27 protein-coding genes and 1 tRNA gene are annotated in these 26,616 nt (G+C 67.0%); 10 read left to right on the top strand and 18 right to left on the bottom strand.

Annotated features, from left to right (window positions below; genetic code table 11):
• Nucleotides 1-32: 32 nt before the first annotated feature.
• The 3 genes from ACZ1J6_RS18800 to ACZ1J6_RS18790 all read right to left on the bottom strand — a co-directional run bounded on the left by ACZ1J6_RS18800 (nucleotide 33) and on the right by ACZ1J6_RS18790 (nucleotide 4,447).
• Nucleotides 33-1,343 carry an amidohydrolase family protein gene (locus ACZ1J6_RS18800; RefSeq protein ID WP_465127735.1) on the bottom strand — a complete coding sequence of 437 codons (1,311 nt, stop codon included), beginning with the start codon at nucleotides 1,341-1,343 and terminating at the stop codon, nucleotides 33-35.
• Complete coding sequence (locus tag ACZ1J6_RS18795) at nucleotides 1,340-2,725, bottom strand: amidohydrolase (RefSeq protein WP_465127734.1); 1,386 nt, start codon at nucleotides 2,723-2,725, stop codon at nucleotides 1,340-1,342. Before ACZ1J6_RS18795 ends, ACZ1J6_RS18800 begins: the two co-directional genes overlap by 4 nt.
• A 66-nt stretch (nucleotides 2,726-2,791) precedes the next feature.
• Entirely contained in the window at nucleotides 2,792-4,447 is a 1,656-nt protein-coding gene (locus ACZ1J6_RS18790; protein ID WP_134096280.1) for a peptide MFS transporter, read from the bottom strand.
• Between the two features lie 277 nt (nucleotides 4,448-4,724).
• Here ACZ1J6_RS18790 and ACZ1J6_RS18785 point away from each other — a divergent pair, with 277 nt between their 5' ends.
• Nucleotides 4,725-5,006 (top strand): integration host factor subunit beta, encoded by a 282-nt coding sequence (locus tag ACZ1J6_RS18785; RefSeq protein ID WP_132269721.1) that lies wholly within the window; start codon nucleotides 4,725-4,727, stop codon nucleotides 5,004-5,006.
• A gap of 83 nt (nucleotides 5,007-5,089) precedes the next feature.
• A tRNA-Leu gene (locus tag ACZ1J6_RS18780) sits at nucleotides 5,090-5,174 on the top strand.
• Nucleotides 5,175-5,196: 22 nt separating this feature from the next.
• Here ACZ1J6_RS18780 and ACZ1J6_RS18775 read toward each other — a convergent pair.
• Both ACZ1J6_RS18775 and ACZ1J6_RS18770 read right to left on the bottom strand, forming a co-directional pair.
• The gene (locus ACZ1J6_RS18775) at nucleotides 5,197-6,429 is read right to left on the bottom strand and encodes an ABC transporter permease (protein WP_465127733.1); all 1,233 of its coding nucleotides are present in this window, start codon (nucleotides 6,427-6,429) and stop codon (nucleotides 5,197-5,199) included.
• Nucleotides 6,426-7,367: an ABC transporter ATP-binding protein gene (locus tag ACZ1J6_RS18770; RefSeq protein ID WP_243841284.1), complete on the bottom strand. Its 942-nt coding sequence runs from the start codon at nucleotides 7,365-7,367 to the stop codon at nucleotides 6,426-6,428. Before ACZ1J6_RS18770 ends, ACZ1J6_RS18775 begins: the two co-directional genes overlap by 4 nt.
• 126 nt (nucleotides 7,368-7,493) lie before the next feature.
• On the opposite strand from ACZ1J6_RS18770, the gene queG reads away from it, so the two are divergent.
• Complete coding sequence (gene queG, locus ACZ1J6_RS18765; protein ID WP_314469065.1) at nucleotides 7,494-8,609, top strand: tRNA epoxyqueuosine(34) reductase QueG; 1,116 nt, start codon at nucleotides 7,494-7,496, stop codon at nucleotides 8,607-8,609.
• Here queG and ACZ1J6_RS18760 read toward each other — a convergent pair.
• The 4 genes from ACZ1J6_RS18760 to ACZ1J6_RS18745 all read right to left on the bottom strand — a co-directional run bounded on the left by ACZ1J6_RS18760 (nucleotide 8,593) and on the right by ACZ1J6_RS18745 (nucleotide 12,563).
• Nucleotides 8,593-9,819 (bottom strand): NAD(P)/FAD-dependent oxidoreductase, encoded by a 1,227-nt coding sequence (locus tag ACZ1J6_RS18760; protein WP_465127732.1) that lies wholly within the window; start codon nucleotides 9,817-9,819, stop codon nucleotides 8,593-8,595. The genes queG and ACZ1J6_RS18760 overlap by 17 nt on opposite strands.
• A gap of 97 nt (nucleotides 9,820-9,916) precedes the next feature.
• A complete protein-coding gene (locus tag ACZ1J6_RS18755) occupies nucleotides 9,917-10,909 on the bottom strand; it encodes an LLM class flavin-dependent oxidoreductase (protein ID WP_132269712.1) in 993 nt (330 codons plus the stop codon).
• Nucleotides 10,906-11,778 (bottom strand): tetratricopeptide repeat protein, encoded by an 873-nt coding sequence (locus ACZ1J6_RS18750; protein ID WP_465127731.1) that lies wholly within the window; start codon nucleotides 11,776-11,778, stop codon nucleotides 10,906-10,908. Before ACZ1J6_RS18750 ends, ACZ1J6_RS18755 begins: the two co-directional genes overlap by 4 nt.
• A gap of 32 nt (nucleotides 11,779-11,810) precedes the next feature.
• Complete coding sequence (locus tag ACZ1J6_RS18745) at nucleotides 11,811-12,563, bottom strand: alpha/beta fold hydrolase (protein WP_465127730.1); 753 nt, start codon at nucleotides 12,561-12,563, stop codon at nucleotides 11,811-11,813.
• A gap of 206 nt (nucleotides 12,564-12,769) precedes the next feature.
• On the opposite strand from ACZ1J6_RS18745, the gene ACZ1J6_RS18740 reads away from it, so the two are divergent.
• Complete coding sequence (locus ACZ1J6_RS18740; RefSeq protein WP_465127729.1) at nucleotides 12,770-14,101, top strand: glycosyltransferase family 39 protein; 1,332 nt, start codon at nucleotides 12,770-12,772, stop codon at nucleotides 14,099-14,101.
• 31 nt (nucleotides 14,102-14,132) lie between these two features.
• Here ACZ1J6_RS18740 and ACZ1J6_RS18735 read toward each other — a convergent pair whose 3' ends face one another.
• From ACZ1J6_RS18735 to ACZ1J6_RS18725, 3 genes are read right to left on the bottom strand one after another with little or no spacing between them, the layout of a single operon-like run.
• Nucleotides 14,133-14,300 carry a hypothetical protein gene (locus ACZ1J6_RS18735; protein ID WP_165921540.1) on the bottom strand — a complete coding sequence of 56 codons (168 nt, stop codon included), beginning with the start codon at nucleotides 14,298-14,300 and terminating at the stop codon, nucleotides 14,133-14,135.
• A 3-nt stretch (nucleotides 14,301-14,303) separates the two neighbouring features.
• Nucleotides 14,304-14,495 carry a helix-turn-helix transcriptional regulator gene (locus tag ACZ1J6_RS18730; protein WP_132269704.1) on the bottom strand — a complete coding sequence of 64 codons (192 nt, stop codon included), beginning with the start codon at nucleotides 14,493-14,495 and terminating at the stop codon, nucleotides 14,304-14,306.
• The gene (locus tag ACZ1J6_RS18725) at nucleotides 14,492-14,920 is read right to left on the bottom strand and encodes a hypothetical protein (RefSeq protein ID WP_132269702.1); all 429 of its coding nucleotides are present in this window, start codon (nucleotides 14,918-14,920) and stop codon (nucleotides 14,492-14,494) included. Before ACZ1J6_RS18725 ends, ACZ1J6_RS18730 begins: the two co-directional genes overlap by 4 nt.
• Nucleotides 14,921-15,321: 401 nt before the next feature.
• On the opposite strand from ACZ1J6_RS18725, the gene thrS reads away from it, so the two are divergent.
• A complete protein-coding gene (gene thrS / locus ACZ1J6_RS18720; protein WP_465127728.1) occupies nucleotides 15,322-17,334 on the top strand; it encodes a threonine--tRNA ligase in 2,013 nt (670 codons plus the stop codon).
• Nucleotides 17,331-18,005, top strand: coding sequence for a spermine/spermidine synthase domain-containing protein (locus ACZ1J6_RS18715; RefSeq protein WP_134096289.1), 675 nt, complete (start codon nucleotides 17,331-17,333; stop codon nucleotides 18,003-18,005). The genes thrS and ACZ1J6_RS18715 overlap by 4 nt, the downstream gene beginning before the upstream one ends.
• 179 nt (nucleotides 18,006-18,184) lie before the next feature.
• Here the strand turns inward: ACZ1J6_RS18715 and ACZ1J6_RS18710 are convergent, their stop codons facing one another.
• From ACZ1J6_RS18710 to ACZ1J6_RS18685, 6 genes are all read right to left on the bottom strand, one after another.
• Nucleotides 18,185-18,415: a hypothetical protein gene (locus tag ACZ1J6_RS18710; protein WP_465127727.1), complete on the bottom strand. Its 231-nt coding sequence runs from the start codon at nucleotides 18,413-18,415 to the stop codon at nucleotides 18,185-18,187.
• An 89-nt stretch (nucleotides 18,416-18,504) separates the two neighbouring features.
• Entirely contained in the window at nucleotides 18,505-18,846 is a 342-nt protein-coding gene (locus ACZ1J6_RS18705; protein ID WP_465127726.1) for a hypothetical protein, read from the bottom strand.
• 54 nt (nucleotides 18,847-18,900) lie between these two features.
• Nucleotides 18,901-19,788, bottom strand: coding sequence for a bestrophin family protein (locus ACZ1J6_RS18700; protein ID WP_132269694.1), 888 nt, complete (start codon nucleotides 19,786-19,788; stop codon nucleotides 18,901-18,903).
• Nucleotides 19,785-20,219 carry a hypothetical protein gene (locus tag ACZ1J6_RS18695; RefSeq protein ID WP_243841285.1) on the bottom strand — a complete coding sequence of 145 codons (435 nt, stop codon included), beginning with the start codon at nucleotides 20,217-20,219 and terminating at the stop codon, nucleotides 19,785-19,787. Before ACZ1J6_RS18695 ends, ACZ1J6_RS18700 begins: the two co-directional genes overlap by 4 nt.
• On the bottom strand, nucleotides 20,203-20,328 hold the full coding sequence (locus ACZ1J6_RS18690) for a hypothetical protein (protein WP_279587461.1): 126 nt from the start codon (nucleotides 20,326-20,328) through the stop codon (nucleotides 20,203-20,205). Before ACZ1J6_RS18690 ends, ACZ1J6_RS18695 begins: the two co-directional genes overlap by 17 nt.
• Before the next feature lie 67 nt (nucleotides 20,329-20,395).
• A complete protein-coding gene (locus tag ACZ1J6_RS18685; protein WP_465127725.1) occupies nucleotides 20,396-21,376 on the bottom strand; it encodes an agmatine deiminase family protein in 981 nt (326 codons plus the stop codon).
• Between the two features lie 181 nt (nucleotides 21,377-21,557).
• Here ACZ1J6_RS18685 and ACZ1J6_RS18680 point away from each other — a divergent pair, with 181 nt between their 5' ends.
• From ACZ1J6_RS18680 to ACZ1J6_RS18665, 4 genes are all read left to right on the top strand, one after another.
• Nucleotides 21,558-24,311: a bifunctional [glutamine synthetase] adenylyltransferase/[glutamine synthetase]-adenylyl-L-tyrosine phosphorylase gene (locus ACZ1J6_RS18680; RefSeq protein WP_465128273.1), complete on the top strand. Its 2,754-nt coding sequence runs from the start codon at nucleotides 21,558-21,560 to the stop codon at nucleotides 24,309-24,311.
• On the top strand, nucleotides 24,308-24,784 hold the full coding sequence (locus tag ACZ1J6_RS18675) for a peroxiredoxin (RefSeq protein ID WP_132269691.1): 477 nt from the start codon (nucleotides 24,308-24,310) through the stop codon (nucleotides 24,782-24,784). The genes ACZ1J6_RS18680 and ACZ1J6_RS18675 overlap by 4 nt, the downstream gene beginning before the upstream one ends.
• A 17-nt stretch (nucleotides 24,785-24,801) precedes the next feature.
• Nucleotides 24,802-25,593 carry a ferritin-like domain-containing protein gene (locus ACZ1J6_RS18670; RefSeq protein WP_465127724.1) on the top strand — a complete coding sequence of 264 codons (792 nt, stop codon included), beginning with the start codon at nucleotides 24,802-24,804 and terminating at the stop codon, nucleotides 25,591-25,593.
• Between the two features lie 151 nt (nucleotides 25,594-25,744).
• The gene (locus ACZ1J6_RS18665; RefSeq protein WP_465127723.1) at nucleotides 25,745-26,458 is read left to right on the top strand and encodes a M23 family metallopeptidase; all 714 of its coding nucleotides are present in this window, start codon (nucleotides 25,745-25,747) and stop codon (nucleotides 26,456-26,458) included.
• Nucleotides 26,459-26,616 lie beyond the last annotated feature (158 nt).

The following is a 26,616-nucleotide window of genomic DNA, read 5'->3' as shown; positions in this document are numbered from 1 at the left end:
GCCCGGGGATCATCCCCAGGCCCTCGTTTTCCTTACCAGTCGTAAGCCTTGGGCAGATAAGTCCGGTCCAGGCTCTTGTAGCGCTGTTTCAGGCGGCTCTGGTGGTTGTCGAGCGGCTGCTTGATCCCGTCGATATAGACTTCGACCGGGGCCGAGGACAGTTCGAGCGGATCGCCGTCCCAGATCACGACGTCGCCCACGGCGCCCGGCGCCAGCACGCCTTCCTTGCCGCCCATGCCGCTGATTTCGGCCGGAACCGAAGTGATCGCGGCCAGGGCCTCGCCCCATGTCAGTCCCGCCGCGCCCGGCAGCTTGTTCAGGGCCACGAGGTTGCCGGCCTGCTGCGGCGCATAGCGGGGCTGGTTGCTGCCCGCGAACATGCCGATGCCGACTTTGACGCCGGCCTTCTTCATGCGCCCGACGTTCGACTGGGTCGCCGCAAGGCTTTCGAAGCTGGCGGGAAGGTCCCGCAGCGGCATCGCGATCACCGGCACTTTGGCCGCCGCGATCTGGCTCGCCACGAGCCAGCCTTCGGTAGCCCCCACCAGGACGAGATTCAGCTTGGGAAACTCGCTCTTGAGCGCCAGCACGCTGCGGATGTCGGCTGCCCGTTCGACCCCGACGTAGAGCGGCTGGCGGCCATCGATCACCGGGGCCAGCGCCGCCGCGTCCGCGCGGGTGAGCAGGGCATCGCTGCTGCGCGCGGCCGTGGGTGCGGCCGCCAGTTCGCGTGCCTCCCGCAAGGCGCTGCGCAGGGCGACATGGGCCGCGACGCGGCTGCCGCCGGCGAGCTTGGCCCCCGCCTCGCCCAATTGCACGAACTGGAAGGCGCGCGGCAGGTTCACCGCATCGGAGCCGGCGCGAAGATCGATCAGCGCCCCCTGCCCGGCGAAGATCGAATCGCCGTTGACCGGCGCGACGCTGGCGCGGGTGACGCCGCCTTCGCGGCTCACGGCGATGTGCTCGCTGGCGGGATTGATCGCGGGAGTCACGTCGAGCGCGGCATTGAAGGGCGATTTGTCGGCCTCGGTATCGTTGCTGTTGGGCACGCCTTCCACGTCCCAGAGCCCAAGATCGGTGACGGCCGAGAACAGGCCCGGCGTCACCCACTTGCCGGTACCGTCGACGCTCTGCATCCCGGCGGGAACGGCAACGCCGGCGCCCGCGGCGACGACCTTGCCGGCCCGCACGACGACGGTGCCGTGCTCGATCGGGGCGCTGCCATCACCCGTGCCGACGGTGGCATTGGTGATCGCGAAGTCCTGCGCCGCGGCCAGGCCGGGAAGCAGGGCGGGAAGGGCGGCTGCCGTCAGGGCAGCAAGAATGGTGGCGCGGCGGCTCATTTCACGTCTCCTTCGCCGGGTTGCCCCAGTTCGAAATCGCTGACCGGGCGCCGCCGGGTATCGAGGGCGTCGAACATCAGGGCGCCGTCGATCCACACTTTCTCGGGCCGCGAATAGACCGAGAGCGGATTGCCGTTCCACAGCACCACGTCGGCCATCTTGCCCGCTTCCAGGCTGCCGGTCCTCTCGCCGATGCCCATGGTCTTGGCGGCATTGTAAGTGAACCAGCCGATGACCTTGGCATCGGGAATGTCGATGCCGATGCGGCGACCGTCGGCCTGGGCCTTGGCGGCTTCCTGGTTGAGGCGCTGGATGCCGTTCTCGTCGTCCGAGTGGATCACCACGCAAGTCCCCGCATTGGCGAGCAGCGCGGCGTTTTCGGGGATGCCGTCGTAGGCTTCCATCTTGAAGCCGTACCAGTCGGCCCAGACGGCCACGCAGATGTCGTTCTCCCGCAGGAGATCGGCGATCTTGTAGGCTTCCACCGCGTGGTGGAAGGCGGTGACCTTGTAGCCCATCTCCTTGGACATATCGATCACCTGCGCCATCTCGTCCGCGCGGTAGCAGTGGTTCTGGACCAGGATCTCGCCCTTGAGCACGCCTTCCAGCGTGTCGTTGCCAAGGTCGCGTTCGGCATGGTCGCCGTCCATGTACTGGCGCGCGTCGATCCAGGCCTGGCGGTCGACAGAGAAGTTGCCCATCCGGGTCGAGGGCTTCTGGCCCTTCTCGCCATAGACGCGCTTGGGATTCTCGCCGCAGGCCATCTTCAGCGAATAGGGCGCGCCGGGGAACTTCATGCCCTGCACGGTGATGCTGGGCACGTTCTTCAGCGTCACCGCGCGGCCGCCGATCAGGTTGCCCGAACCGGGCAGGATCTGAAGGCTGGTGACGCCCCCATTGGCAAGCGCGCGGGTGAAGCCGGGATCCTGCGGCCAGACCGAGTGCTCGGCCCAGACATCGGGCGTGGTGGGGCTGGTCATCTCGTTCCCGTCCGCCAGCGCTTCGACGCCGGGCGAAGGATAGACGCCGAGGTGCGAGTGGATGTCGATCACACCGGGAGTCACGAACTTGCCGGTACCGTCGATGCGCGCATAGCCTTCCGGGATCGGCATGTCGGCGCCGCCGACGGCCTGGAGCTTCCCGTCCCTGAACAGCACGATGCCGTTGTCGATCCGGCCGCCGCGCCCGTCATAGACAGTGGCGCCGACCAGCGCGGTGGGCGTGCCCGGATAGGACTTGTAGGTGGAGGGATAAGGATCGGCGACGATCGGCGCCGCCTTCTTGTCCTGCTTCTTCGCATCGGCGCCCGTAGCGCCCAGCGCCAGTGCCGCGCCCAGAACGAGCGTGGACGACCAGCGCCGCAATGCCGGCGATACCCTCATGTCGATTTCCCCTGTTCAAATAAGATCCGGCCCGGGAAACGCTGGGTTTCCCGGGCCGGTCGATGGTCAGTGCGGCTTGGTTACCGGGTGAAACCCGGCTTCCTGAGCCTCCAGCCCCATTTCGCTCTGGCCCGCGAGATCGCGGTCGATCGCGCGATCCTCCAGCGTGTCGATGTGCATCCAGCGCCGCACCAGCGGCGAGAGCGCCAGGACCACCACGGCAACGCCGATCGTGGTCCAGCCGATCGTGGAATAGATCCCCAGCGTGACTTCCTTGTTCATCACGCCGCTTTCGCCGCCGGTGGCCTCGCCGATCTTGCCGGCCACGAAGTTGCCCACGGCGGTCATGTAGAACCACGCGCCCATGATGAAGCTGCCGAGGTGCAGCGGCGAGAGGCGGGTCATCGCGGACAGGCCCACGGGCGAAAGGCACAGCTCGCCGGTGGTGTGCAGCGCATAGATCAGGAACACGAAGAGCACCGAGGTCATTGCCGCCGGATCGCCGCTGTTCGCACCCCAGACGAAGACCAGGAAGCCGAGGCCGACCTGGATCAGCGCCAGGCCGAACTTGGCCGGAGCCGAAGGCTCCAGGCCCTTGCGGCCAAGGAACTGCCAGAGCGCCGCGAAGATCGGGCCGAACAGCACGATGTAGATCGGGTTGATCGACTGGAACAGGCTGGTCGGCACGCCGCCGCGGTCCACGAACTTGTCGGTATAGAGGCTTAGCGAACCGCCGGCCTGCTCGAACAGGCCCCAGAAGATCGGATTGAGCGCGATCAGGAACAGGATCGCGAAGATACGCTCGCGGGGTTCCTTGGGCAGCTTGAACGCCTCGTACAGCGTGTAGCCCAGCATGGCGATGCCGGAGACCACCAGCAGCGACTGGATCACGCTGACGTATTGGATCAGGGTCCAGATCACCGCGACCGAACCGAGGCCGATGCCGTAAAGCGTCAGTTCGCCCTTCTTCGCCAGCGGCCTGGGCGGTTCGCCCCGGCCCTTCAAGGCGGGACGGCCGGCCACGAAGATCAGCAGGCCAAGCAGCATGCCGATGCCGGCGAGGCCGAAGCCCCAGGACCAGCCAATCGTCTCGCCCAGGTAGCCGACCAGGATCGTACCCAGCGCGGCGCCCGTGTTCACGCCCATGTAGAAGATCGTATAGGCCGAATCGCGGCGGGAATCGGTCATCTTGTAGAGCTGGCCGACGATCACCGAGATGTTCGCCTTGAGGAAGCCGGAGCCGACGATGATCAGCGCCAGCGCCAGCCAGAACACGTTGATGGCCGGGTCCGCCTGCTTCACCGCCGGATCGGCGACGCCGTGCATGCCCTCATAGGCCATGAACAGATGGCCCACGGCCAGGACGATGCCGCCGAACAGCACGGCCTTGCGCTGGCCGAGATAGCGGTCGGCCAGATAGCCGCCAAGCACCGGGGTGATGTAGACCAGGCTGGTATAGGCGCCGTAGATCAGGTTGGCGCTGCCGTCATTGAACAGCCAGAACTTGGTAAGGTACAGGATCAGCAGGGCGCGCATGCCGTAGTAGGAGAAACGCTCCCACATTTCGGCATAGAACAGCACGAACAGACCGCGAGGATGGCCGACGAATTCGTCGCTCTTGCGCGTGGCGATGACGCCGCCGATGGCCAGCACGGCAAACAGGAGAATGGCGCCGATCGCGGCAATCCAGTCTCCCTCGTTCCAGGTTGCTATTTCTTTCATGCGCCCTTCTTTTGTCCTGTCGCCCGAAAAGCTTGTCTCGCAAGCTTGAAAGCGGGAACGTTAGCGGCCAAATCGGGCATGTAAATGGGGTGAGGACACGCAAAAGGGCGGCCTGGCAGGCGGGAACCGACGGGTTTTCCCTACCTCCGGTGAGCCATTGCGCGAAAACCACCGGAATGGCATTTTCTTGAGATGACGGAACCAAGTCACGCGAAATATTATGATTCGCAGTGACCTCGGGAATTTTCCGAAGGGCATTTTGAAAGGGAAGCACGCGATGATCAGATCCGAACTGCTGCTTGCTATGGCCAAGGAGAACCCCGAGCTGCGCGCAGAGGATGTCGAGCGCGCCGTGGACACGTTCTTCGACGAGATCGCCCAGCGCCTGGCTGACGGCGGCCGCGTGGAACTGCGCGGTTTCGGTGCTTTCTCCACCCGCCACCGCGAAGGCCGCACCGGCCGCAACCCGCGCACCGGCGAAAGCGTGGACGTGCCGGAAAAGCGCGTGCCCTATTTCAAGCCCGGCAAGGAAATGCGGGCCCGTCTCAACGTCGAGTAAAGTGGTGAACCGGGCGGCATAACGCGTTCATCGCGGTTGCCCCGCCGCGCGCGATCTGCCAGATCGCGCGCACCGATCATCGTGCGGACGTGGCGGAATGGTAGACGCAGGGGACTTAAAATCCCTTGATCCTTGATCGTGCGGGTTCGAGTCCCGCCGTCCGTACCAGGATTGCTTTCGAAGCCGGCCGTCAGCGGCCGAAGCCGCGCAGCCAAATCCGGCGAGGCTTCGCCCGGCCGCCCGGCCCGGACTTCATCACCCGCGACCGGAACAGCCGCGCGCCGCCGCGCACCAGCAGTGCCACCCAGAGCACCTGCCAGCCGATGGCCATGATATGCGGCAGCAGCGCGGGATCCCGCGCCGCGCGCGCGAGCATCGCGAAAGGCGAGCTGAAGGGCACGAGCACCGCGGCGATCTCCACCGCGCTGCCCGGCTGGGTCATCGCGAAACTGGCGAAGAAGAATACCATGAGCTGCGCCATGGTCACCGGCATGGACAGGGTCTGCACTTCGCGCACGGTCGTCGCCATGGAGCCGATAGCCAGGAAGACCGAGCCGAGCAGCAGATAGGCCATAGCGAAGTAGATCACGCCCAGGCCGATCAGCAGCGGCCAGCCGACGGCCGGATCGGGCAGTCTTTCCGGCGATATCCCTCCCCCGAGCCAGAGCAGGCCGCCCGCCGCCGCCCAGGTTGCGATACCTACCAGCGAGACGCCGAGCATGGCAAAGAGCTTGCCCAGGAACACCGCGTCCATCGGCACGGCGGCCGCCAGCACTTCAATGATCTTGTTGCCCTTTTCCTCCACGAGGTTGGACAGGACCATGCCTGCCAGCATCATCGTCAGCAGGAACAGCAGGGTCTGCGCCCCTTGCGCCGTGGCGAAGCGCCCCTTGCGTTCGGCCGCACTGCTGCGCACGACCGGCTGCAGCGCCACGGCCGGATAGCTCAGTGCCGCTCCCGAATGAACCTGGGCGGAGAGCATCGCCACCGGCCCGCCCCAGGCCTGGATCAGGCCCTCCGGACCGGTCAGGACCGGCGCGGCCGGCGTCCCCGTCAGTATCGCGGCAGCGCTGGCGTTGTGCGAGGACAATGCCTGGCGGGCGTCGTAGCGTTCGCCTGGGGCCAGCCTGCGGAGCACCACCAGCCTGGGCAGGTCGTCACCAAGCGCGGGCGCAAGCTGGGCGCGGGCGCGCTCGAGCGCCGCTGCGTCCGCCGCCTGCATGACCACGCCCAGCACCGGGCGTTCCTGGCTGGCATCCACGCGCGATCCCAGGCTGCCCGCCAGCACCGCGATGACGGCGGGGAACAGCGGCCCCAACAGGAAGAAGAAGAAGCTGCGGCTGAACAGGATCGCCGTGAAGTCGCGCCGGGCGACGACCCAGGCGGCAGCGAGGACGGAAAGACGGCCGGAACCCTGCCTCATCGCCCGTCCTCCAGTCCGGGGCTGGCCGCAAGGTCGCGCGCGGCGGCCTCTCCGGCAATGGCGACGAAAGCATCGTGCAGACCCGCCCGCTCGATCGACAGCGAGAGAATGCCCGCATCGCCTTCGATCAGGGCGCGCAGCAAGGGCTCCACACCGCCTTCCGGCAGCGAGAAGTGCCACACCGCCCCCTCGCGCCGGGCATCGGCCGGCAGGGCCGCTCTCCACAAGCCGTCCTGCGCGCGCGTTTCGAGGCGGACCTGCTGGGGGATGCGATCGCGGGCCACGTCCACCGGGCCGGCAAAGGGCACCTTGCCGCCGGCGATGATCGCCACGTCGTCGCAGAGCCGCTCGGCATGGGCGATGACGTGGGTGGAGAAGATCACCGTCGTCCCGCCTTCGGCGAGCTGGCGGATCATGCGCTCCAGCTTGCCCTGGTTCAGCGCGTCGAGACCCGAAAACGGCTCGTCCAGAATCACCAGGCGCGGCTGGTGAACCAGCGTGCCCAGGATCTGCACTTGCTGCGCCATGCCCTTGGAGAGCTGCCGAATCTGCCGGTCCGCGGCATGGCCGAGGCCGTGGCGTTCGAGCAGCTCGTGCGCGCGCCGCCGCCCTTCCCGCAGCGGCAGCCCGCGCAAGGCGCCAAGGAAAGCGATGGCCTCGGTGGCTTTCATCGCGGGATAGAGGCCGCGTTCCTCGGGCAGGTAGCCAATGGCGTGGGCAACGTCGTGCGGGCGCTCGGAGCCCAGAATCCTGCGGATGCCGGCATCGGGATCGATGATGCCGAGCAGCATGCGCAGGGTCGTGGTCTTGCCGGCGCCATTGGGCCCCAGAATGCCGTAGACGGCCCCCATCGGCACCCGGAGATCGACACCGTCGACGGCCGCGAACCCATCGAAACGCTTCACCAGCCCCTGTGCCTCAATGGCGAGGGAGGGCATGGGGGAAGGCGCCGAGGAAAGTGCTTCCGAGTTGCTGGCCAAGGACCAATCTCCTACTGCGACGTTCATTCAAGGCACCCGCTGGCCGTTTCCAAGGCCTGCCTATGAACCGAAGAGTCCGCAAGCTTGGTTAACGATGCGCTGAATGTCCTGACCCGCGATCTCGAGGCGCAAGCCCGCGAGCTGGGATTCTGCGCCTTCGGCATAGCCTCGGCCGAAGAGGATGCGGACCGGGCGGCGCGGCTGGATTCCTGGCTGGCGGAGGGCATGGAAGGTTCGATGGGATGGATGGCGGAGCGCGCCCATCACCGCCGCTCGCCGCAAGGGCTCTGGCCCGAGGCGCGGCGGGTGATCGCGCTGGGCATGAGCTACGCCCCCGCAAGCGATCCTCTGCAGCTGGCCGAAGTGCCGGAAATCGGCCGCATCTCGGTCTATGCGCAAGGCGCGGACTACCACGACTGGGTCAAGAAGGCGCTCAAGAACCTGGCGCGCTGGCTGGTTTCGGAAGCCGACCGGCGCGGGCTGGGTCCGGCGGGCGTGAAAGTCTTCACCGATACTGCGCCGGTCATGGAAAAGCCGCTGGCCGCCGCCGCCGGGCTGGGCTGGCAGGGCAAGCACACCAATCTCGTCAGCCGCGAGCATGGATCCTGGCTCTTCCTGGGCGAGATCTACACCACGCTGGACCTGCCGCTGTCCGCCGAGGGTCGCGATCGCTGCGGTTCGTGCCGGGCTTGCCAGGACGTCTGCCCGACCCAGGCCTTTCCGGCGCCCTACCGCCTCGATGCCCGGCGCTGCGTCAGCTACCTCACCATCGAGCACAAAGGCCCGATCCCGGAAGAATTCCGTGTGGGGCTGGGCAATCGCATCTATGGCTGCGACGATTGCCTGGCGGTCTGCCCGTGGAACAAGTTCGCAGAGACCGCCAGCCGCCTGAAAGCCTTCCTGCCGCGCGCGGAACTGACCGCGCCCGAGCTGGCCGACCTGCTGACACTGGACGATGCAGGGTTCCGCCAGCTGTTCTCCGGCTCCCCGATCAAGCGCATCGGCCGCGACCGCTTCGTGCGCAATTGTCTCTATGCGGCCGGAAACAGCGGGAGCACCGCGCTGATGGCGCAAGTGCGGCCCCTGCTGGACGACCCGGACCCCGCCATCGCCGAAGCCGCGCAATGGGCCGCCGTGCGCCTCGGCACCTCCCCGCCGCCCGGCGAGGAGGATGGTCCGGCGGTTACAGCAGTTCCTTGAGCGGCTTTTCCTTGTCGGCCAGCGCCGCGAGATCGGGTTTGGCACCCGCTTCCACCAGCTTGCGGCCCTGGACATAGTCCTTCACCGCGTTCACGCAGTCGAGCGCCAGGACCTTGCCTTCCTTGAGGTAGATCACCGAGAAGCTGCGGTCCTCGGGATTGCCCCGGATCACCGTCTGGTCGAAGCCCAGGTTGATGCCCGCCGTCTGCAGCCGCAGGTCGTACTGGTTGGACCAGAACCACGGGAACGCCTTGTAGGGCTTGGCATCGCCGCAGATCGCCTTGGCCACGCACGTCGCCATGTCGTTGGCGTTCTGCACCGATTCCACGCGCATCACCGTGCCGCCCGCAAAGTCGCAGGCAAAAGCCGCACAGTCGCCGATGGCATAGATGTCCGGCAGCGAGGTGCGGCAATATTCGTCCACGTCCACGCCGTTGGCTCCGGCCGCGCCGGCCAGGATCAGCGGCCCGACCGCCGGGACGATGCCGATGCCCACGATCACCGCCTCGGCGCTCAGGACTTCGCCGCCGGCAAGCTGCACGCCGGTGACCTTGTGGCCATCGCCCACCAGGCAATCGACCGCGACGCCGGTGCGCAGGTCGACGCCGTGCGTCCGGTGCTCGTCTTGGTAGAATTCCGAGAGCGGCTCCCCGGCCACGCGCGCCAGCACCCGCGGCAGCGCTTCCAGCAGCGTGACCTTGAGGCCCATCTTCGAGAGCACTGCCGCCGCTTCGAGGCCGATGTAGCCGCCGCCGATCACGACCACGTTCTTCGTGCCCGCATCGATTTCGGCCATCAGCGTGTCGCAATCCTCGCGGGTGCGCACGGCATGGACCCCGGCCAGATCCGCGCCCGAGCACGACAGCCGGCGCGGATCGCCGCCCGTCGCCCAGACCAGCTTGCCGTAGCCGTAAGTCTCACCGTCCGAGAGCGCGAGTTCCTGCGCCGCCGGATCGACTTTGGTCACTTCGGTGCCGAGCTTGAAGGTGATCTCCTTCTCGGCCCAGAACGTCGGCGGGCGGATGTAGAGACGGTCGAAGGTCTTCTCGCGCGCGAAGTATTCCTTGGAGAGCGGCGGCCGCTCGTAAGGATGCTCCGGCTCGCGGCCGATGACGGTGATGGTCCCCTCGAAACCGTTCTGGCGAAGGGCGATCGCGCATTGCGCACCGCCGTGCCCGGCTCCCACGATAACGACGTCTGCCTTGCTCATGGCCGGTTGGGTTCCAGCAATTTTGCCTCCGGGTCAATGCCCCGGCACGAAATTGAATTGCCGTGGAAGACGATATCGCGATTTCGAAGGACGGCCCTCAGGCCCGAGCTTCCTCGAAGGCACCCATCGTCAGTTCCAGCGAACGGATCTGGGCATCGGGATCGAAGATCGCGCCGGAAACGATCAGCTCGTCCGCCTGGGTGCGCTCCACGAAGGCCCTGATCTCGTCCCGCACCCGCGCCGGGGTGCCCACCGCGCTGACCGAGCGCACTTGCTCCAGCATCGCCTTGGCGGCGCCCGGCAACCCTTCGCGATAATCGCGGATCGGCGGCGGCAGGCGGCCGGGCGACCCGGTGCGCAGGGCGACGAAGCTCTGGTCCGTGGAGGAGGCAAGATAGCGCGCCTCCTCGTCGGTATCGGCGGCGACGACATTGATGCCGGCCATGAAGTGCGGCTTGTCCAGCACTTTGCCGGGCTCGAAGCGCTCGCGGTAGATCCGGGCGGCCTCATCGAGCATGGCGGGCGCGAAGTGCGAGGCGAAAGCATAGGGCAGGCCGAGCATGGCCGCGAGTTGGGCACCGAACAGGCTGGAGCCGAGGATCCACATCTGCACGTCCGCGCCGTCGGCCTGGGGCGAGGAAACGCCGCCCACCGCCTGTCCGGCGAAGCGGGCCTGGAGTTCCACGACATCCTGCGGGAACCGCTCGGACGCGCCGTGGATGTCCTTGCGCAGGGCATTGGCGAGCCGCCCGTCCGCACCCGCCGCGCGGCCGAGGCCAAGGTCGACGCGGCCGGGGAACAGCGCAGCCAGCGTGCCGAACTGCTCGGCGATGATGTAGGGCGTGTGATTGGGCAGCATGATGCCGCCCGCGCCGATGCGGATCGTGGAGGTGGCCGCGCCGATATGCGCGAGCACGACCGACGTGGCTCCGCCCGCGATCCCGTCCATGCCGTGGTGTTCCGCCACCCAGTAGCGCGAATAGCCGGCCTTTTCGGCGGCCTGCGCGGTGCGGGCGGAAATGGCGAGCGCTTCGGCGACAGTGCCGCCTTCGCGCACGGAGACGAGATCGAGGACGGAGAGTGGCGTCATGGCTTCGATGTTCCTTCCGGCCCAAGCTGGGCGAGATATTCCTTGGCGGTGGCGGCGGACGGGCTTTCAGGACTCATCGTGACCACGGAGTTCCAGCTGCGCCGGGCGGCATCGTCGCGCCCGCCGAGCACGGCGATCACGCCAGCTTCCAGCCCGATCTCCGCATCCTGCGGGGCGAGCTGCGCAGCCTTCTCGATCTGGGTCTGTGCCTCGATCAACTGCTTCTGGCGGCGCGCAAGCGTGGCGGAGAGCAGCCAGGCCTGCGGATTGTCGGGATCGGCGGTGCGGGCATCGGCAAGCGCCCGCCCGGCTTCCTCGTTCTGGCCCAGCGAGACGAGCGCGCGGGCGCGGTCGAGCGCGATGGACGCGCCGAGCGAGCCGTCGCTGGCGGTCTTGGCCTCCACTGCGGCGGGCGCCAGCAGGGTCAGCGCCTCGCCTGCCTTGCCGTCGGCCAGGGCGGCATTGCCCGCCATGGCGCCCAGCCGGGCGCGGCTGAGATGGTCGCCGGGATCGGCGGCATCACGGGCCTGGACGAAGACCGTGCGCGCCTCGGCCCAGCGGTCGAGATCGGCCAGCGCCACGCCCAGGCACAACCCCGCACGCACGCGCTCGCGGCCCTGGGCGCTGGAAAGCGCCTTGCGCGCCACTTCGGCCGAGCGCTCGGGATCGGCCTCCACCGCCAGCAGGCAGCCGTTCTCGGCGCGGAGCGGCAAAGGCCCTGCGAACTGCGCCGATTCGGTGCGGCGCTTGCGTTCCTCGTCCTCCTTCTTCTCGACGATCTCACGCGGGAGCGCCGAGGCGTAAGGGCTGGAAATGCCCCCCGCGTCGAGGGTGGATTGCATCAGCATGAGGGGAAGAAGGATGGGCATGGAAAGACGGTCCTAGCAGGATCAGGGCAGGATCAAGCCGCCGGATCGCGGGCGAGGACCAGTTCGGCAACCGTGCGGAGAAGCAGGTGGATGTCGGACTCGCGCGAGAGGCGGTGGTCACCGTCCTTGATCAGCGCGACCTGCACGTCGGCTGAACGCAGGCGCTCGGCCAGTTTCACCGAAACGTCCCAGGGCACCTCGGCGTCGCGCTGGCCGTGCAGCAGGCGAACCGGACCGTCGAAGGCGATTTCCTTGCCGAGCATGAGGTTGGCCTGGCCGTCCGCCCAGAAACCGGGGTGACTGGGGGTAGGTTCGGGACCGTAGGGATTGTCTTCCCAGAGCGTTTCGCCATCCGCCAGAATGTTCTTGTCCATCTGGGCGATGCCCCAGTCGGTGAAGTCCGGCGCGGCCGCCACGCCGATCAGGCCGCGCACCTTGCCGGCCAGCGCCTCTGCCACCATCAGCATGAGCCAGCCGCCCATGGACGAGCCCACCAGCACCACCTGTTCCAGCGCGGCGGCGGCGATCACGGCAAGGACCTCGTCCCGCCAGCGGGAGAGCGTGCCTTCGGCGAAATCGCCCGGACTGTCGCCGCAGCCGGAATAGTCGAGCAGCAGGCAGGGGCGGCCGCTGGCCTGGGCCATCTCGAACAGGGCCGTGGCCTTGCTGCCCGCCATGTCCGACATGTAGCCGGGCAGGAACACGATCGTGGGGCCGGTGCCGGGGGTGAAACGGTGGGCGATACGGCGCCCGTCGGGCAGCTCCAGATAACGTGTCTCGGTCATGGCCGCCCATCTGGGGTCGCGCGGCAGCGAGGACAAGGCCCGGATATCGGCAGAGTTCCGGTTGCGGCCCACACCGATCGCGGCTTAAGAGGCCATCTGGAATTTGCCGAGGGCGAATTTGGCGGACAGGCGCCGATCGTAAGATGCCCTGAAGGCATCTGCACCAGGTCGCGGCCCGAGCGCCGGAAACAGGAAGTCGTCCAAGAATGTCCGCGCAGATTCTCGACTTTCCGACCCGCCCCAGCCGGCTCGCCCTGCGCCTCGAATGGTTCGCCACCGAGCGGTCGGTGCTGCTGGCGATCTGGGCGCTCTATTTCGCGCTGCGCGTGGCGGTGCTGCTGATCGACGTGACGCCCACATCCGACGCCGCGTCCTACTTTGCGCGCGCGGCGGGTCTCGCCGCTGGGCAGGGCTACATGGACAAGGGCCTGCCGACCGCGTTCTGGCCCCCGGGCCTGCCGCTGGCGCTTTCCGTGATGTTCCACCAGTTCGGCATTTCGCAAGTCTCGCTGGGACTGTTCAACCTGGGCGCCTCGATGCTGACCGGGTTGCTGACGCTGGCGCTGGGCCGCCACATCTTCGGCAGCGAGGCGGCGGCGCGCGGCGGCCTGCTGCTGCTGGCGGTCTATCCCAATGCCATCGCCTACGTCCCGCTCGCGCTGACCGAAGTGTTCTACACCATGCTGCTGCTCGCGGGCTGCTGGGCGGTGATGGCGCGCACCAACCGCTGGCAGCTGATCGGCGCGGGACTGATCTTCGGTTTCGCGACCCTGGTGAAAGCGCAGACGCTGGTGGTGGTACCTCTGATCTTCGCCATCGACTGGCTGCGCGCGCGGGGCATGTGGCGCCGGCTTCCCGGCCTGCTGGTGGAGGGCTTGATCGTCATCGCCGTCGCGGCACTGGTGGTGGCGCCGTGGACGGCGCGCAACCACGCCCGGCTCGGCCACTGGGTCGCCGTCTCCACCAATGGCGGCTACACCCTGCTGACCGGCAACCATGACAGCGCCACCGGCGATTTCACGCCGAACGCCCCGGTCGTGCAGCGGTTCATGGCGCGGACCGACCTCGACGAGGTGGCCAGCGACAAGGAGGCCGCGCGCATGGGTCTCGCGTGGATCCGCGAGAATCCCGTCAAGTTCGCCGCTCTGGCGCCCAGGAAGCTCATGCGCCTCTGGCTGCCGGACGGAGAGGCGGAATGGGCCTATCAGGGCGGCGCACCGAACTATCCCCGCTTCGAGGCATTCTACCGCGCGGTCCGCTATGCCAACCAGGGCTACTACGCGCTGCTGATGATCGGGTTCGCGGCGGCTTTCGCGGTAATGACCTTGCGCCGCCTGCGCGAAAGGACGCGCTGGGCGGGATGGTGGCTGCTGCCTTACGGCGTGGCGCTCTATCCGACGCTGATCTGCCTGCTGTTTTCCGGGCAGTCACGCTTCCATTATCCGGTCATGCCCTTCATCTGCATGACCGTGGGCTGGCTTGTGGCAACCGGGGTGGAGCGCCTGGCCTGGGCGCGGCGCAAGCCGACGATCCACTGAAGGATCGGCAGCCGGCCATATCAGGAGCAGATCAGAGCAGCGCCGGCCCGATCACGCGCACGATCACGGTTCCAGGCGTGGCCTCGGCGCTTTCGACCTTGCGATGGCTGGAGGTGCGCGCATCGAGCAGGATCAGGCCGATGGCGAGCGCAAGCGCCGCCGCCATCCACAAGCCTATCCCGCCAATTCGACCCGACATCGCTCACCCCTTCAGGAATATTTCCTCGATCCTCATAGCAAAGACCTCGGCAATGCGAAATGCCAGTGGCAGCGAGGGGTCGTACTTGCCGGTTTCGATGGCGTTCACGCTCTGACGGCTCACCTCCAGGCGATCGGCGAGGTCTTGCTGGCTCCAGCTACGCTCGGCGCGCAGGACCTTGAGGCGGTTCTTCAAGAGTGATCCGCCCCGGCCTTCATGCTTCCGAACGTCAGGCGATTGAACAGAGCTCCAACCGCCAGCCCCAGACACCATAGCGGCATTACGAAGAACACGGGAAACCGGGGAACTTCCGGCGAGTAGAGTTCGAGAATGCCCCACATGCTCGTCGCCGCCAGGGTCATGCCGGTGGCGACCAGAAATTTGCGGACTTCCAGCATGCGCAGATATTCGTCTTCCAGTTCGACGAGCAGGCGGCCCATCGCCCAGAGCCACCCGATCACGGCAAGGCCTGGCAGGATGGAGAGCGAGATAGTCCGCACGTCGGCCGGTGCATGATCGGGAATCAGCGCCGTCGCCAGCGCGATCCCGGCCACATAGGCCAGAGTGATCGGCAAGAAGCGCATCATGTAGCGGCGACGCGCCTGCTGTGTGCCTGCCATCTGGAGTTCCTTTCTCAGTCTCTAGGTCAAGGGTACATGACCATGTGTAAAGGACCATTGTCATGACGACTCCATTTAGTCAAGGAGCCTTTACATCACCTCGGTCGCTCTGGCGGGGTGACTTTTCGCGCGGGAATTGCTACATGCTCGGGCGATGACGCAGCTGCGCACCTTGACCACGACTACTACCACCCGGTGCTTCCGGGGACGGTTGGTCGCGGGCTGAAGGCGCAGCCACCGTCGCCCGGCGTTCGGGCGAGCGGCGTCACTCTCCCGAAAATAGCGCCGATCCTGCTGACGCCGCACCTTCACCCGGCGGTCCGCCTGTGCCATGGCGCCCCAAAGGTTTTCCGCCCGCATGCTCTGGTATGGCATGGGGCAAACGAGAGATGAGTTCGTCCATGTCCGAGATGTTCAAGATCAGCCTGCCCGACGGTTCGGTTCGCGAAATGCCCGAAGGCTCCACCCCGGCCGACGTCGCCGCCGCTATCGGCCCCGGCCTTGCCAAGGCCGCGCTGGCCGCGAAGATCGACGGCGAACTGGTGGACCTGAGCCTGCCCTTCAAGGGCGACGCCAATCTCGCGCTCGTCACCAGCCGTGACGAGGAAGAGGCGCTGGACCTGGCCCGGCACGACTTCGCGCACGTCCTGGCCGAAGCGGTGCAGGCGCTGTTCCCCGGCACGCAGATCACCTTCGGCCCCTCGACGGACGACGGCTTCTACTACGACTTCGCGCCCAATCCGGAGCGCGGGCCGTTCACCGACGACGACCTGCCCGCCATCGAGGCGGAGATGCGCAAGATCATCGCCGCCAACAAGCCGCTGCGCCGCGAGGTGTGGGACCGCGAGACGCTGATCAGCCGCTGGAAGCAGCAGGGTGAGAACTTCAAGGCCGAATGGGCCGCCGAACTTCCGGGCGACGAGCCGCTGACGGTCTACTGGTCGGGCGAGGACTGGCTGGACATGTGCCGCGGCCCGCACCTGCCCTCCACCGGCAAGCTGGACCCGGCCGCCTTCAAGCTGACGCGCGTTTCCGGCGCCTACTGGCGCGGCGACCAGAAGAACGTGATGCTCAGCCGCATCTACGGCACCGGCTGGCTGAACAAGAAGCAGCTCGCCGCGCACCTGACGCGCCTTGAGGAAGCCGCCAAGCGCGACCACCGCAAGCTGGGTAACGAGATGGACCTCTTCCACCTCCAGGCCGAAGCGCACGGCTCGGTGTTCTGGCACCCCAAGGGCTACGTGATCTATCGCGCCCTCGAAGACTACATGCGCCGCGCGATCGGCCAGGCGGACTGCAAGGAAGTGAAGACGCCGCAGGTCATGGACGCGCGGCAGTGGGAAGCCTCCGGCCACTGGGGCAAGTACCGCGAGAACATGTTCGTCATCCCCGACGAAGTGCCCAACACCGAGGACGACGGCCCGATCATCTCGGACGACGCCCAGTGGATGGCGCTCAAGCCGATGAACTGCCCGGCGCACATCCTGATCTTCAAGCAGGGCATCAAGTCCTACCGCGATCTGCCGCTGCGCTTGGTCGAGAACGGCTGCTGCCACCGCAACGAGCCGCACGGCGCGCTGCACGGGCTGATGCGCGTGCGCCAGTTCACGCAGGACGACGGCCACATCTTCTGCCGCGAAGACCAGATCGTCGGCGAAGTGCAGGCCTTCTGCGAGATGGCGGACCGGGTCTACAAGGACTTCGGCTTCACGTACGCGATCAAGCTGGCACTGCGCCCCGATAACCGCATCGGCACCGACGAGCAGTGGGACAAGGCCGAGGCCGAACTGCGCGACGCCGTCGTGCGCGCGGGTCTCGCCACCGAGGAATATGGCTGGGAAGAACTGCCCGGCGAAGGCGCCTTCTATGCGCCCAAGCTGGAATGGCATCTTACCGATGCGATCGGCCGCACCTGGCAGGTCGGCACGATCCAGTCCGACCGCATGCTGCCCGAGCGTCTCGACGCCAGCTACATCGGCGAGGATGGCGCGCGCCACCGCCCGGTCATGCTGCACCGCGCGATCTTCGGTTCCTATGAGCGCTTCATCGGCATCCTGATCGAGCACTTCGCCGGCAAGCTGCCGATCTGGCTCGCCCCGGTCCAGGCCGTGGTCGCCACGATCGTTTCCGATGCCGACGACTATGCGCAGGAAGTGACGAAGAAGCTCAAGGCCGCCGGGGTGCGCGTCGAGACCGACGTGCGCAACGAGAAGATCAACTACAAGGTGCGCGAACACTCGCTGAAGAAGGTTCCGCACCTGCTGGTCGTCGGCAAGCGCGAGGCGGAGGAACAGACCGTCGCCCTGCGTACCCTCGGCGCCGAGCACCAGAAGGTCATGACCCTCGACGAGGCGATCGCCCTGCTCAAGGTCGAAGCCACCGCGCCCGACCTTCGTGCGGACATGCCGGCATGATCAAGCGCGAACTGATCGACACCGCGTGGATCCCCGATGGGGAGAAGCTGGAACTCTACAGGCACGATCAGGACTACATGATCGTGCTGGGCCACAACGAGCTGATGTCCACGCGCAAGTGGGGCAGCGAGGAAGCGCTCGCCACCATGGCCTGGGATCGCATCAAGGGCGTGACCAAGCGCCCGCACATGCTGATCGGCGGCTACGGCATGGGCTTCACCCTGCGCGCGGCGCTGCGTACCCTGCCTGAGGATTCCAAGCTCACCGTCGTCGAACTCGTGCCCGAGATCATCGAATGGGCGCGCGGGCCGATGGCCGAACTGGCGCAGGGCTGCCTGGACAATCCGCGCGTGAACCTGGTGATGGGCGATGTCGCCCACATCATCGACGGATCGCGCGCGGCCTACGACGCCATCCTGCTGGATGTCGACAACGGCCCCGACGGCCTCGTGCGCGAGGACAACAACCAGATCTATTCGAAGGTCGGCCTGCGCGCGGCGCGCAATGCCCTGACGCCGGACGGCGTTCTGGCGATCTGGTCTGCCGGTGCGGACCCCGCCTTCACCCGCCGCCTGGAACGCGCCGGATTCAAGGTGGACGAAGTGAAGGTCTCCTCGCGCAGCAACGGCAAGGGTCCGAAGCACGTCATCTGGTTCGCCACGCCGGAGTGACCGGGCAGCAGCGCGATCGGCGCTGCCGGCCTCTCGCTCACGCGGCCGCGCATTCTCCGTCGCCCCCCATGAAGGCGGGGCGACGGTTCCTCGTTTCCCGTAAAAGGCTTTGAAAGAGCGCAATTCCCGCCCCCCGCGGGCATGGCGGTAAACGCCCGCGCGCATCGCTCCCGCGACAATCAGTATGGTAGCGAGCGATCCCGACGCGCCGCCACCCGCCGCGCCTTAGCGCGTCCCGCGGCGGCGACCAGAACGCTGGTGCTCAGCAGAATCCCGGAGACCAGCACACCCACGGCGATCAGGCCCGCAGGACTGAAATCGGTGCGCGCATCCAGCTTGACCCAGTTACCCAGCTCCACGCTGGCCTTGGCGGTTTGGCGATCCTGGGAGAGACGCTTGAGCGAGCGCATGAGCCGGTGATTCCCTTTGCTGAAACGCCGCCAGCCTTAGCACGAAGGCGAAACGGCGATCAGCCCCCCGCGAGTCAGCCCCCGCGAAATCACCCTTCGCGAGTCAGCCGCTCCAGCCAGGCCTGCGCCTGCTTGGGCTCGCCAACGGCGTCGGATTGCACCGGCCCGCGCGCCGCAAGCAATTCGCGGTGAAGTGCGAACGGCTCCATGTCCAGCTGGTCGCGCAGATCGTCGATCTCGTCGGCCATCTCGCCAAGCGCATCAAGCATCGGCGCCGCCTTGGCCTTGTGCTGCTTGTCCTTCGTGTGGCCGAACAGGCCCCACTGCCCCGCCGCCGTCGCCTGCAAGGCTTCGATCAGCGCGGCGCGGTAATCGGTTTCAAGGTCGGCACGGCGGTTGTCCATGCGTTCGAGGCGGTCTGCTCTGGCCATGTGACCGCCCTAGGCGCGCCCGGCGTTCATCACAAGACGTTCACCACGAGCGGCTCACCACAGGACGCCGTGCTTGTCGGCCACGATCGGCGGCGGCGCTTCTTCGCCGATGGACTGGAGAAGGTCGATCTCGATCGTGCGGCACATCGCATTGAGCGGCAGGTCGTGCACGGTGTTGGCGAAAGGATCGACCAGGTCGTCGCCGATGGCGAGTACCGCCAGGAACATGATGCCCGCGATCGTCGAGCCCAGCGGCGTCGCCACGCCCAGCGTCTCCACCAGGCCGATCGGCAGCAGGATGCAGAACATGTGCGTGAAGACGATCGGGAAGAAACGGTACTGATAGGGCAGCGGCGTGTTCTTGAGTCGCTCCATCCCGCCTTGGGAATTGGCGATATCGACCAGAACGGCCTCCATCTGCGCCTGCTGGATCGTGTCGATCCAGCCCTTGCGCCGCGCTTCGTCGATGCGGTGGCCGGTCTCGTCGAGAATGCCGTTCGCCACGTTGGCGCGCTCCAGCGAAGCATCGGCGTCCCCGCGCGACAGCATGCGCAGGACTTCGGCATCGGGCTTGATGCGGCGCAGCTGGCAGCGCAGCGCGTTGACGTAGGCGATCTGGCGCAGGACGATGCGGCGCTTCAGTTCGGCCGCCTCGGGATCGGGCATGAAATTGCGGGCCGCACGCGCGATGTTGCGGCTGGCATTGATCATCAGCCCCCACAGGCCGCGCCCTTCCCACCAGCGCTGGTAGGCGGAATTGCTTCGGAAGCCGAGGAACAGCGCCAGCGCGGAGCCGAACAGCGTCACCGGCAGTTCGGGCGCATGGAAGGGCAGCACGAAATAGGTCACCGTGACGATGATGTCCCACACGAACAGCAAGGTCAGCGGTTTCCAGATTTCGCGGAAGATCTGGACAGGTTGCAGCGAGGCAGTGACGATCATTGCTTGGCGGAATCCCCTCCATGCGCCGATGTGGCGGCATGCGACAGCGCGACAGAAGTGCCCGAAACCGGCCTCAAGGTGAACCAGTCCGCCCTGTCGATGGCGACGAGAAAGCCCAGCACGCCCAGACCGAAGAGCAATAGCAGAAAATTACCGACAAGCGATTGGCGAAGGCGAGTCCGCTCGGCGTCAGACATGTGGCGCATGGTGAGTCTCCTTTTCCAGATACGCGAACGGGTAAACTGGGGAAGGATAATTTCGATTGCATCGAACTTGCGTGACATTTCTTTGCTGCAACGCAGCAGACACGATGTGCGGTGCAGCAGAAACGGCAGGCCGCCGGCCGCTATCGAAAATATTTTGAAATGAAATGGAAATTGTCCGGCATCCGACGCGGTCCGGTTGGACCGGCGGTCAGAAAGGCAGGACATCCTTGGCCAGAATCAGCGCCAGTGCGCAGCCGCACACAAGCGCGGCGCGCAGAAGTTCACCCTGCCGGAGGTTCTGAGCGCCATGCGCAAGTGCGACGATACGAGCCATGCATGCGGTAATGCACGCCAACCCCTTGCCAATCCGTTAAACCCCGTGGTTCCGGGATCGCCCGCGATCAGCGCGACGGCATCTGCTGGCTGGAGCAGTGGAACGAGCCACCGCCGGCCAGAACCGCGTCGGCCATGATGCCCACGGTATCGCGGTCGGGGAACAAGTCCGCGATCGCCGCCACGCCCGCTTCGTCATGCTCCGTGCCGTAGATCGGCACGACCACCAGTTTGGAGGTGATCGCGAAGTTCATGTAGCTGGCAGGCTCGATCCGGCCGTCCGTTTCCACCCGCCCGGGCGAGGGGACTTCGCGCACGGTCACGCCCATGGCCTCGGCACGGGCCTTGGCGTCGGCATAGATGGCGGCATTGGGGTCGTTCGGGCCCGTCGCCCGCGGCAGGGCCAGGACGTTCGCCGCCACGAAGCGGGCGAGGTTGTCGACATGGCCATCGGTATGGTCGTTGATAAGGCCGTCACCCAGCCACAGCACCCGGTCATAACCGAGGTCGCGCCGGAGCCGCATTTCCAGATCGCCGCGCGTCAGGTGCGGGTTGCGATTGGGATTGAGCAGGCATTGCTCGGTGGTGGCGACCAGGCCGGTGCCGTCCCCGTCGAGCGCGCCGCCTTCCAGGATCCAGTCCGCGGTCTCGACATCCAGCCCGGCATCGCGCGCCAGTTCGGCGCCGATCTCCTGGTCGCCGTCCATCAGGTACTTGCCGCCCCAGCCATTGAAACCGAACCGCATCGCCTTCAGCGCACGGTTGCCGTCGGCCACGACCAGCGGCCCGGTATCGCGCAGCCAGACATCGCCATAATGGCGCACTTCCAGCTTCACTTTCGACGAGGCCAGCGAGGCCGCCCGCGCCCGGTTGGCCTCATCGCGCACGACCAGGCGCACTTCCTGCCCCGATTCGGCAACGGCGGATGCGAAAGCAGCCATCTGCTCCTGCGCGGCTTCGAGGAAACCCGGCCATTCCACGGGATCGTGCGGAAATCCGATCCAGATCCAGTCCTGGGCATGCCATTCGGGGGGAAGGGCGAACGTCACGGGGCAACCTCCTTCAGCCGCGGAGCAAGGCCTGCCGCCGCGAATGGCCGAGCCGATAGAAGAGCGCCGCCTTCGGGGCAATGCCGCAATGTCACCGGGTACGCCGGCCTGCCGCCCCGAATTGGCATTCCCGTGGCCGCAGGCGCTTGCCCTGCGCGGCAGCGGCGGGCAGGAAGCCGGGATGGATGCCGAACCCAATGCCGCACCTCAGGCCGACTGGACCGGCGCGATCGCCCGTGCCCGCGCCCATGCTCCCTACCTCTCCAGCGCGCTGGACCGCCTGCCCGCGTTGACCGAAAGGCTCGCCGCCGGACAAGGCGATGCCGCCCTGGACTGGGCGCGTGCCGCCGGCGAAGGCGCGCCCAGCGTCGGCGCGGCTTTGCGGCGCGAGAAGCAGGCCCTGGCCCTTGCGCTCGCCATCGGCGACCTGGCCGGAGCCTTCCCGTTGCTCAAGGTAACGGGCGAACTGTCCGCCCTGGCCGACCGCGCGCTGGACGCCGCCATCGCGGAAGGCATCCGCCGCCGCGTGCCCGATGCCGAGCCGGCCGGTTTCCTGGCCCTCGCCCTCGGCAAGCACGGCGCGGGCGAGCTGAACTACAGCTCGGACATCGATCCGATCCTGCTGTTCGACCCCCAGCTGCTCCCCCGCCGCGAACGCGACGAACCGGGCGAAGCGGCCCAGCGCGTGGCGCGCGCCGTGGTGGAAACGCTGGCCGGCGTGACCGACGAGGGCTACGTGTTCCGCACCGATCTGCGCCTGCGCCCGGCCTCCGAGGTCAGTCCGCTGGCGATCTCGATCAACGGCGCGCTGACTCATTACGAATCATCCGCCCTGGCCTGGGAACGCGCCGCCTTCATCCGCGCCCGCGCCTGCTCGGGCGACATTGCCGCGGGGGAGGCTTTCCTCGCCGCGATCCGCTCGTTCGTCTGGCGCAAGAGCCTCGATTTCGGCGCCATTGCCGAGATCGGTCGCCTCACCGCGCAGATTCGCGCCAATAGCCGCGGCAGCGTGACGGTCGGCCCCGGCTTCGACCTCAAGAAAGGCCGCGGCGGCATTCGCGAGGTGGAGTTCTACGCCCAGACCCACCAGCTCATCCACGGCGGCCGCAACCCCGCCCTGCGCCTGCGCGGGACGCGCGCGACCCTCGATGCCCTGGCCGAAGCGGGCCTGGTCCCGCCCGAGGATGCCCGCCTGCTGGGCGAAAGCTACGACCGTTTGCGCACTGTCGAGCACCGCCTGCAGATGATGCAGGATCAGCAGACCCATTCGCTGCCCGTGAAGGAAGACCTGCTTGACGAAGTGGCCCGGCTCGACGGCCTGCCGGACGGCGCGGCACTGATCGCCGAACTGACCCGGATCACCGATGCCGTGGGCGAGCGCTACGATGCACTGGTCATGGCCAACCTGCCGCCGGGCAGTGGAACCGGTGCAGGCTCCGCGGTAGCCGTGCCGGCGCCGGCTCAGGAGGATCTGCGCGACGAACTCATGCGCATGGGTTTCGCCGATCCCGACGCCATGGTCTCGCGGATCGAAGGCTGGCTCTCCGGCCGGATGCGCGCCTTGCGGTCCGATGCCGCCAGAGTGGCTTTCGAGGCGATCCGCCCCGGACTGCTCGCCGCCCTGGCCGCCGCTCCGGAACCTGAGCGCGCCATGGCGCGGTGGGAGCAACTGCTCAACAACCTGCCCACCGCGATCAACCTGTTCCGCCTGCTGGAGGCGCGCCCCGCCCTGATCGAACGGCTGGCGCGGATCCTCAGCCTGGCCCCGCCGCTGGCCGATGCACTCGCCCGCCGCGCCGACCTGCTGGACCCGCTGATCGACGCCAGCGCCTTCGACCTGCCCGGCACCCTGCCCGAGCTGGTCGACGAATTCGGGCGATTCGAAGCCGGTGACGATTACGAGCGCAAGCTCAACACCGTGCGCCGCAAAGTCGGCGATCGCCGCTTCGCTCTCGGCGTGCAGCTGATCGAAGGGGTCAACGATCCGCTGGAGATCGGCCATGCCCTCGGCCGCATCGCCGAAGCCGCATTGGTGGTTCTCACCGATGCCGCCGTGGCGGAATTCCGGGAGGTTCACGGCGAAGTGCCGGACAGCGTGCTGGCAGTGCTGGGCCTCGGGCGGATGGGCGGCGGCGTGCTCACCCATGCCTCCGACCTCGATCTCATCTACCTGTTCACCGGCGACTTTGCGGGCGAATCGAACGGGCGCCGGCCGCTTGGCGCCACGCTCTACTACAACCGCCTGTCCCAGCGCGTGACCGCCGCGCTCTCCGTGCAGACGGCCGAAGGCGCGCTCTACGAAGTAGACACGCGCCTGCGCCCCTCTGGCGAGCAAGGCCCCCCCGCCGCCAGTCTCGAAAGCTTCGCCCGCTACCAGCAGGAACAGGCCTGGACCTGGGAGCACATGGCGCTCTGCCGCGCGCGGGCGCTCTACGGCAGCGAAGAGGCGCGCGGCCGCCTCGCCGCGATCGTCCGCGACGTCCTCACCGCGCCGCGCGATCCGGTGAAACTGCGAACCGATGTCCTGGAAATGCGCGCGCGCATGGCCGAGCACAAACCGCCCAAGGGTCCGCTCGACGTCAAGCTGATGCGCGGCGGGCTGGTCGATCTCGAATTCCTGGTTCACTTCACCCAGCTTCGCAGCGGCGCCGGCCTGGATGCGGATCTGGGCGAAGCGCTGCGCCTGCTCACTGCGCAGTCCCTGCTCCCGGCCAGCCTGCAGCAGGCACATGACGTGCTGACCCGCCTGCTCGTGGCCGCCCGCCTGCTGGCGCCCGATTCGCTCAAGCCGGTCAGCGCCGCCTGCATGGCGCTTGTTCGCGCATGCGGCTATGGCGACTGGCAGGACCTCGAAACCAGCCTGGCCCAGGCCCGCGCGCAAGTGGCGGCAGCATGGGCGGAGGCCTTCGACGAAGCACTGGAGATTTCCCGATGACCACCCGCCTTCCCGAAACCGGCGACACTTTCCCCGACGTCGCGCTCGAAACGCCCGAAGGCGGCAGCATCAAGGCCTCGGACTTCGCAGGGCGCAAACTGGTGGTGTTCTTCTATCCCAAGGACAGCACCCCGGGCTGCACCACCGAAAACATCGAGTTCTCGGCCCTGAAGGATCAGTTCGAAGCGGCAGGCACGGCACTGCTCGGCGTCAGCAAGGACTCGGCGAAAAGGCACCAGAACTTCATTGCCAAGCACGATCTCAAGGCCCCGCTCGCCACGGACGCAGAGGAAAACGGCCTCTCCGACGCGCTCGGCATCTGGACCGAAAAGCAGAACTACGGGCGCACCTATATGGGCATGGTGCGCACCACCTACCTGATCGGACCGGACGGGAAGATCGCCCGTGTGTGGAACAAGGTGAAGGTCAAGGACCACGCCCAGCAGGTGCTGGAGGCCGCGAAGGCCCTCTGATGTCCCGTTCGCCGGTAATGACCCGATCCGTCGCTTCCGCGATCCGCGAGGCGCTGCTCGAATGCGATCCACGCGCGAAGGCCATGATGACGCGCAAGGTCGCGCGCGATTGGCGGCTCGGCCGGCTTTCCTTCGCGTTCGACGTGGCCATGCCCACGGTCCCGGGACGGCCGGAAGCGCCGGAACTTCTGCCCCCGAGCCGCATGCCCAAGCGCGGCAAGGGCGGCTCGGAACGCGGGCGAATCGCACTCTGGCACGCCCTCGCCCATATCGAATTCGTGGCGATCGACCTTGCACTCGACATGGCGGGTCGATTCGGCGGCGAAATGGACGAACGCTTCGTCGGCGATTTCCTCTCGGTCGCCGCCGACGAGGCCATGCATTATGCGCTGATCGACCGTCATCTGCGCGGCCTCGGCAGCCATTACGGCGCCCTGCCCGCCCATGACGGCCTTTGGGAAGCGGCGGGAAAGACGTCGCATGACGTGGCCGCCCGGCTCGCCGTCGTGCCGATGGTGCTCGAAGCACGCGGCCTGGATGTTACCCCGGCCACCCTCGATCGGGTGAAAGCCAATGGCGACGAGCGCGGCGCGCGCATCCTCCAACGAATCCTTGACGATGAAATCCGGCACGTTCGGTTCGGCGCAATTCATTTCGCCGAGGTCGCCGAACGGTTGAACGAGAGCCGGAACGACCTCTGGAAAACCCTGGTTTCCCGCCACTTTGGAGGGGCTGTTAAGCCGCCGTTCAACGACTCGGCGCGCCTCGCAGCCGGTTTACCGCGCGATCTCTACGCCAGTCTTGCTTGATCGCAATCGTTCGGCATAACCCCAGATCACGAGACGGCGGGGGGTTCCGACCATCTCCAGTTAAGGGTTTGCGCGACGCGCCGCTGTGCGTGTTCGTCATAAATACAGGCGTCGCAGGCTAACGCTCGCGGCGGATAACAAGGTATTGCGAGTGGTCGTAACGAAATTCTTCGCCAAGTTCCGCGCAGTGACCGGTGCCGTCGCCGTCGCAGGATCTCTTGTCGCCGCTCACCCGGCGATGGCCAACAGCAGCGCTGCCGCTGCCGACATTTCCGCCTCGCTTCGCTCGGCCCAGGCCGCGAACCAGTCGGCCGGCGGAGAAGACGAACAGTTCCACAACCTTTTCAGCTCCTGGCAGAACTTCGAGGAAACCGGTCTGGCTTCGGCCAAGGCCAAGCCTTCGATCCCCGGTGCCGCCAAGCTTGGCGCGGTCTCGATCCCTTCGCGCACGCCGCTTGAAGGTCTCAAGCTGACCAGCAGCTTCGGCATGCGCAACCACCCGATCCTCGGCGGTCGCCGTGCCCACAAGGGCATCGATCTCGGCGCCCCGATCGGCACGCCCATTTATGCCACTGCCGACGGTGTCGTCGGCAAGGCCGCCTGGTTCGGCGGCTATGGCCTCTTCGTTGCGCTGGAACACGGCGGCGATCTCGAAACCCGTTACGGCCATATGTCGCGCCTCAACGTTGCCGAAGGCCAGATGGTCCATAAGGGCGACGTGATCGGTTTCGTCGGCACCACCGGCAATTCGACCGGCCCGCACCTCCATTACGAAGTCCGCGTCGACGGTGAAGCCGTCAACCCGATCCCCTACATGCAGGGCGATCGCATGGCGGCAGCCGACTCCGATTCGACGGGCGGCTGATAGAGTTCCAGATCGGCCAGGGACTGCGCAAAGACAGCCCGGCCAACACGGTTTGGAGAGGAGGGAAGAGGCGGCCGAAAGGCCGCCTTTTCTTATGCCCGCAGCACGAATGCGGCGTTGGATATCGTTCGACTGGCGGATGCCGGATCTGGAGCCAT

Source organism: Novosphingobium sp. BL-S-21 (assembly GCF_055521655.1).
This window is presented reverse-complemented; position numbering and strand designations above follow the sequence as displayed.

What these genes read in the sequence shown, in the direction of transcription:
- ACZ1J6_RS18800 (WP_465127735.1), bottom strand. Translation starts at nt 1,343, where the DNA reads ATGAGCCGCCGCGCCACCATTCTTGCTGCCCTGACGGCAGCCGCCCTT.
- ACZ1J6_RS18795 (WP_465127734.1), bottom strand. Translation starts at nt 2,725, where the DNA reads ATGAGGGTATCGCCGGCATTGCGGCGCTGGTCGTCCACGCTCGTTCTG.
- ACZ1J6_RS18790 (WP_134096280.1), bottom strand. Translation starts at nt 4,447, where the DNA reads ATGAAAGAAATAGCAACCTGGAACGAGGGAGACTGGATTGCCGCGATC.
- ACZ1J6_RS18785 (WP_132269721.1), top strand. Translation starts at nt 4,725, where the DNA reads ATGATCAGATCCGAACTGCTGCTTGCTATGGCCAAGGAGAACCCCGAG.
- ACZ1J6_RS18775 (WP_465127733.1), bottom strand. Translation starts at nt 6,429, where the DNA reads ATGAGGCAGGGTTCCGGCCGTCTTTCCGTCCTCGCTGCCGCCTGGGTC.
- ACZ1J6_RS18770 (WP_243841284.1), bottom strand. Translation starts at nt 7,367, where the DNA reads ATGCCCTCCCTCGCCATTGAGGCACAGGGGCTGGTGAAGCGTTTCGAT.
- ACZ1J6_RS18760 (WP_465127732.1), bottom strand. Translation starts at nt 9,819, where the DNA reads ATGAGCAAGGCAGACGTCGTTATCGTGGGAGCCGGGCACGGCGGTGCG.
- ACZ1J6_RS18755 (WP_132269712.1), bottom strand. Translation starts at nt 10,909, where the DNA reads ATGACGCCACTCTCCGTCCTCGATCTCGTCTCCGTGCGCGAAGGCGGC.
- ACZ1J6_RS18750 (WP_465127731.1), bottom strand. Translation starts at nt 11,778, where the DNA reads ATGCCCATCCTTCTTCCCCTCATGCTGATGCAATCCACCCTCGACGCG.
- ACZ1J6_RS18745 (WP_465127730.1), bottom strand. Translation starts at nt 12,563, where the DNA reads ATGACCGAGACACGTTATCTGGAGCTGCCCGACGGGCGCCGTATCGCC.
- ACZ1J6_RS18740 (WP_465127729.1), top strand. Translation starts at nt 12,770, where the DNA reads ATGTCCGCGCAGATTCTCGACTTTCCGACCCGCCCCAGCCGGCTCGCC.
- ACZ1J6_RS18735 (WP_165921540.1), bottom strand. Translation starts at nt 14,300, where the DNA reads ATGTCGGGTCGAATTGGCGGGATAGGCTTGTGGATGGCGGCGGCGCTT.
- ACZ1J6_RS18725 (WP_132269702.1), bottom strand. Translation starts at nt 14,920, where the DNA reads ATGGCAGGCACACAGCAGGCGCGTCGCCGCTACATGATGCGCTTCTTG.
- thrS (WP_465127728.1), top strand. Translation starts at nt 15,322, where the DNA reads ATGTCCGAGATGTTCAAGATCAGCCTGCCCGACGGTTCGGTTCGCGAA.
- ACZ1J6_RS18715 (WP_134096289.1), top strand. Translation starts at nt 17,331, where the DNA reads ATGATCAAGCGCGAACTGATCGACACCGCGTGGATCCCCGATGGGGAG.
- ACZ1J6_RS18710 (WP_465127727.1), bottom strand. Translation starts at nt 18,415, where the DNA reads ATGCGCTCGCTCAAGCGTCTCTCCCAGGATCGCCAAACCGCCAAGGCC.
- ACZ1J6_RS18705 (WP_465127726.1), bottom strand. Translation starts at nt 18,846, where the DNA reads ATGGCCAGAGCAGACCGCCTCGAACGCATGGACAACCGCCGTGCCGAC.
- ACZ1J6_RS18700 (WP_132269694.1), bottom strand. Translation starts at nt 19,788, where the DNA reads ATGATCGTCACTGCCTCGCTGCAACCTGTCCAGATCTTCCGCGAAATC.
- ACZ1J6_RS18695 (WP_243841285.1), bottom strand. Translation starts at nt 20,219, where the DNA reads ATGTCCTGCCTTTCTGACCGCCGGTCCAACCGGACCGCGTCGGATGCC.
- ACZ1J6_RS18690 (WP_279587461.1), bottom strand. Translation starts at nt 20,328, where the DNA reads ATGGCTCGTATCGTCGCACTTGCGCATGGCGCTCAGAACCTCCGGCAG.
- ACZ1J6_RS18680 (WP_465128273.1), top strand. Translation starts at nt 21,558, where the DNA reads ATGGATGCCGAACCCAATGCCGCACCTCAGGCCGACTGGACCGGCGCG.
- ACZ1J6_RS18675 (WP_132269691.1), top strand. Translation starts at nt 24,308, where the DNA reads ATGACCACCCGCCTTCCCGAAACCGGCGACACTTTCCCCGACGTCGCG.
- ACZ1J6_RS18670 (WP_465127724.1), top strand. Translation starts at nt 24,802, where the DNA reads ATGACCCGATCCGTCGCTTCCGCGATCCGCGAGGCGCTGCTCGAATGC.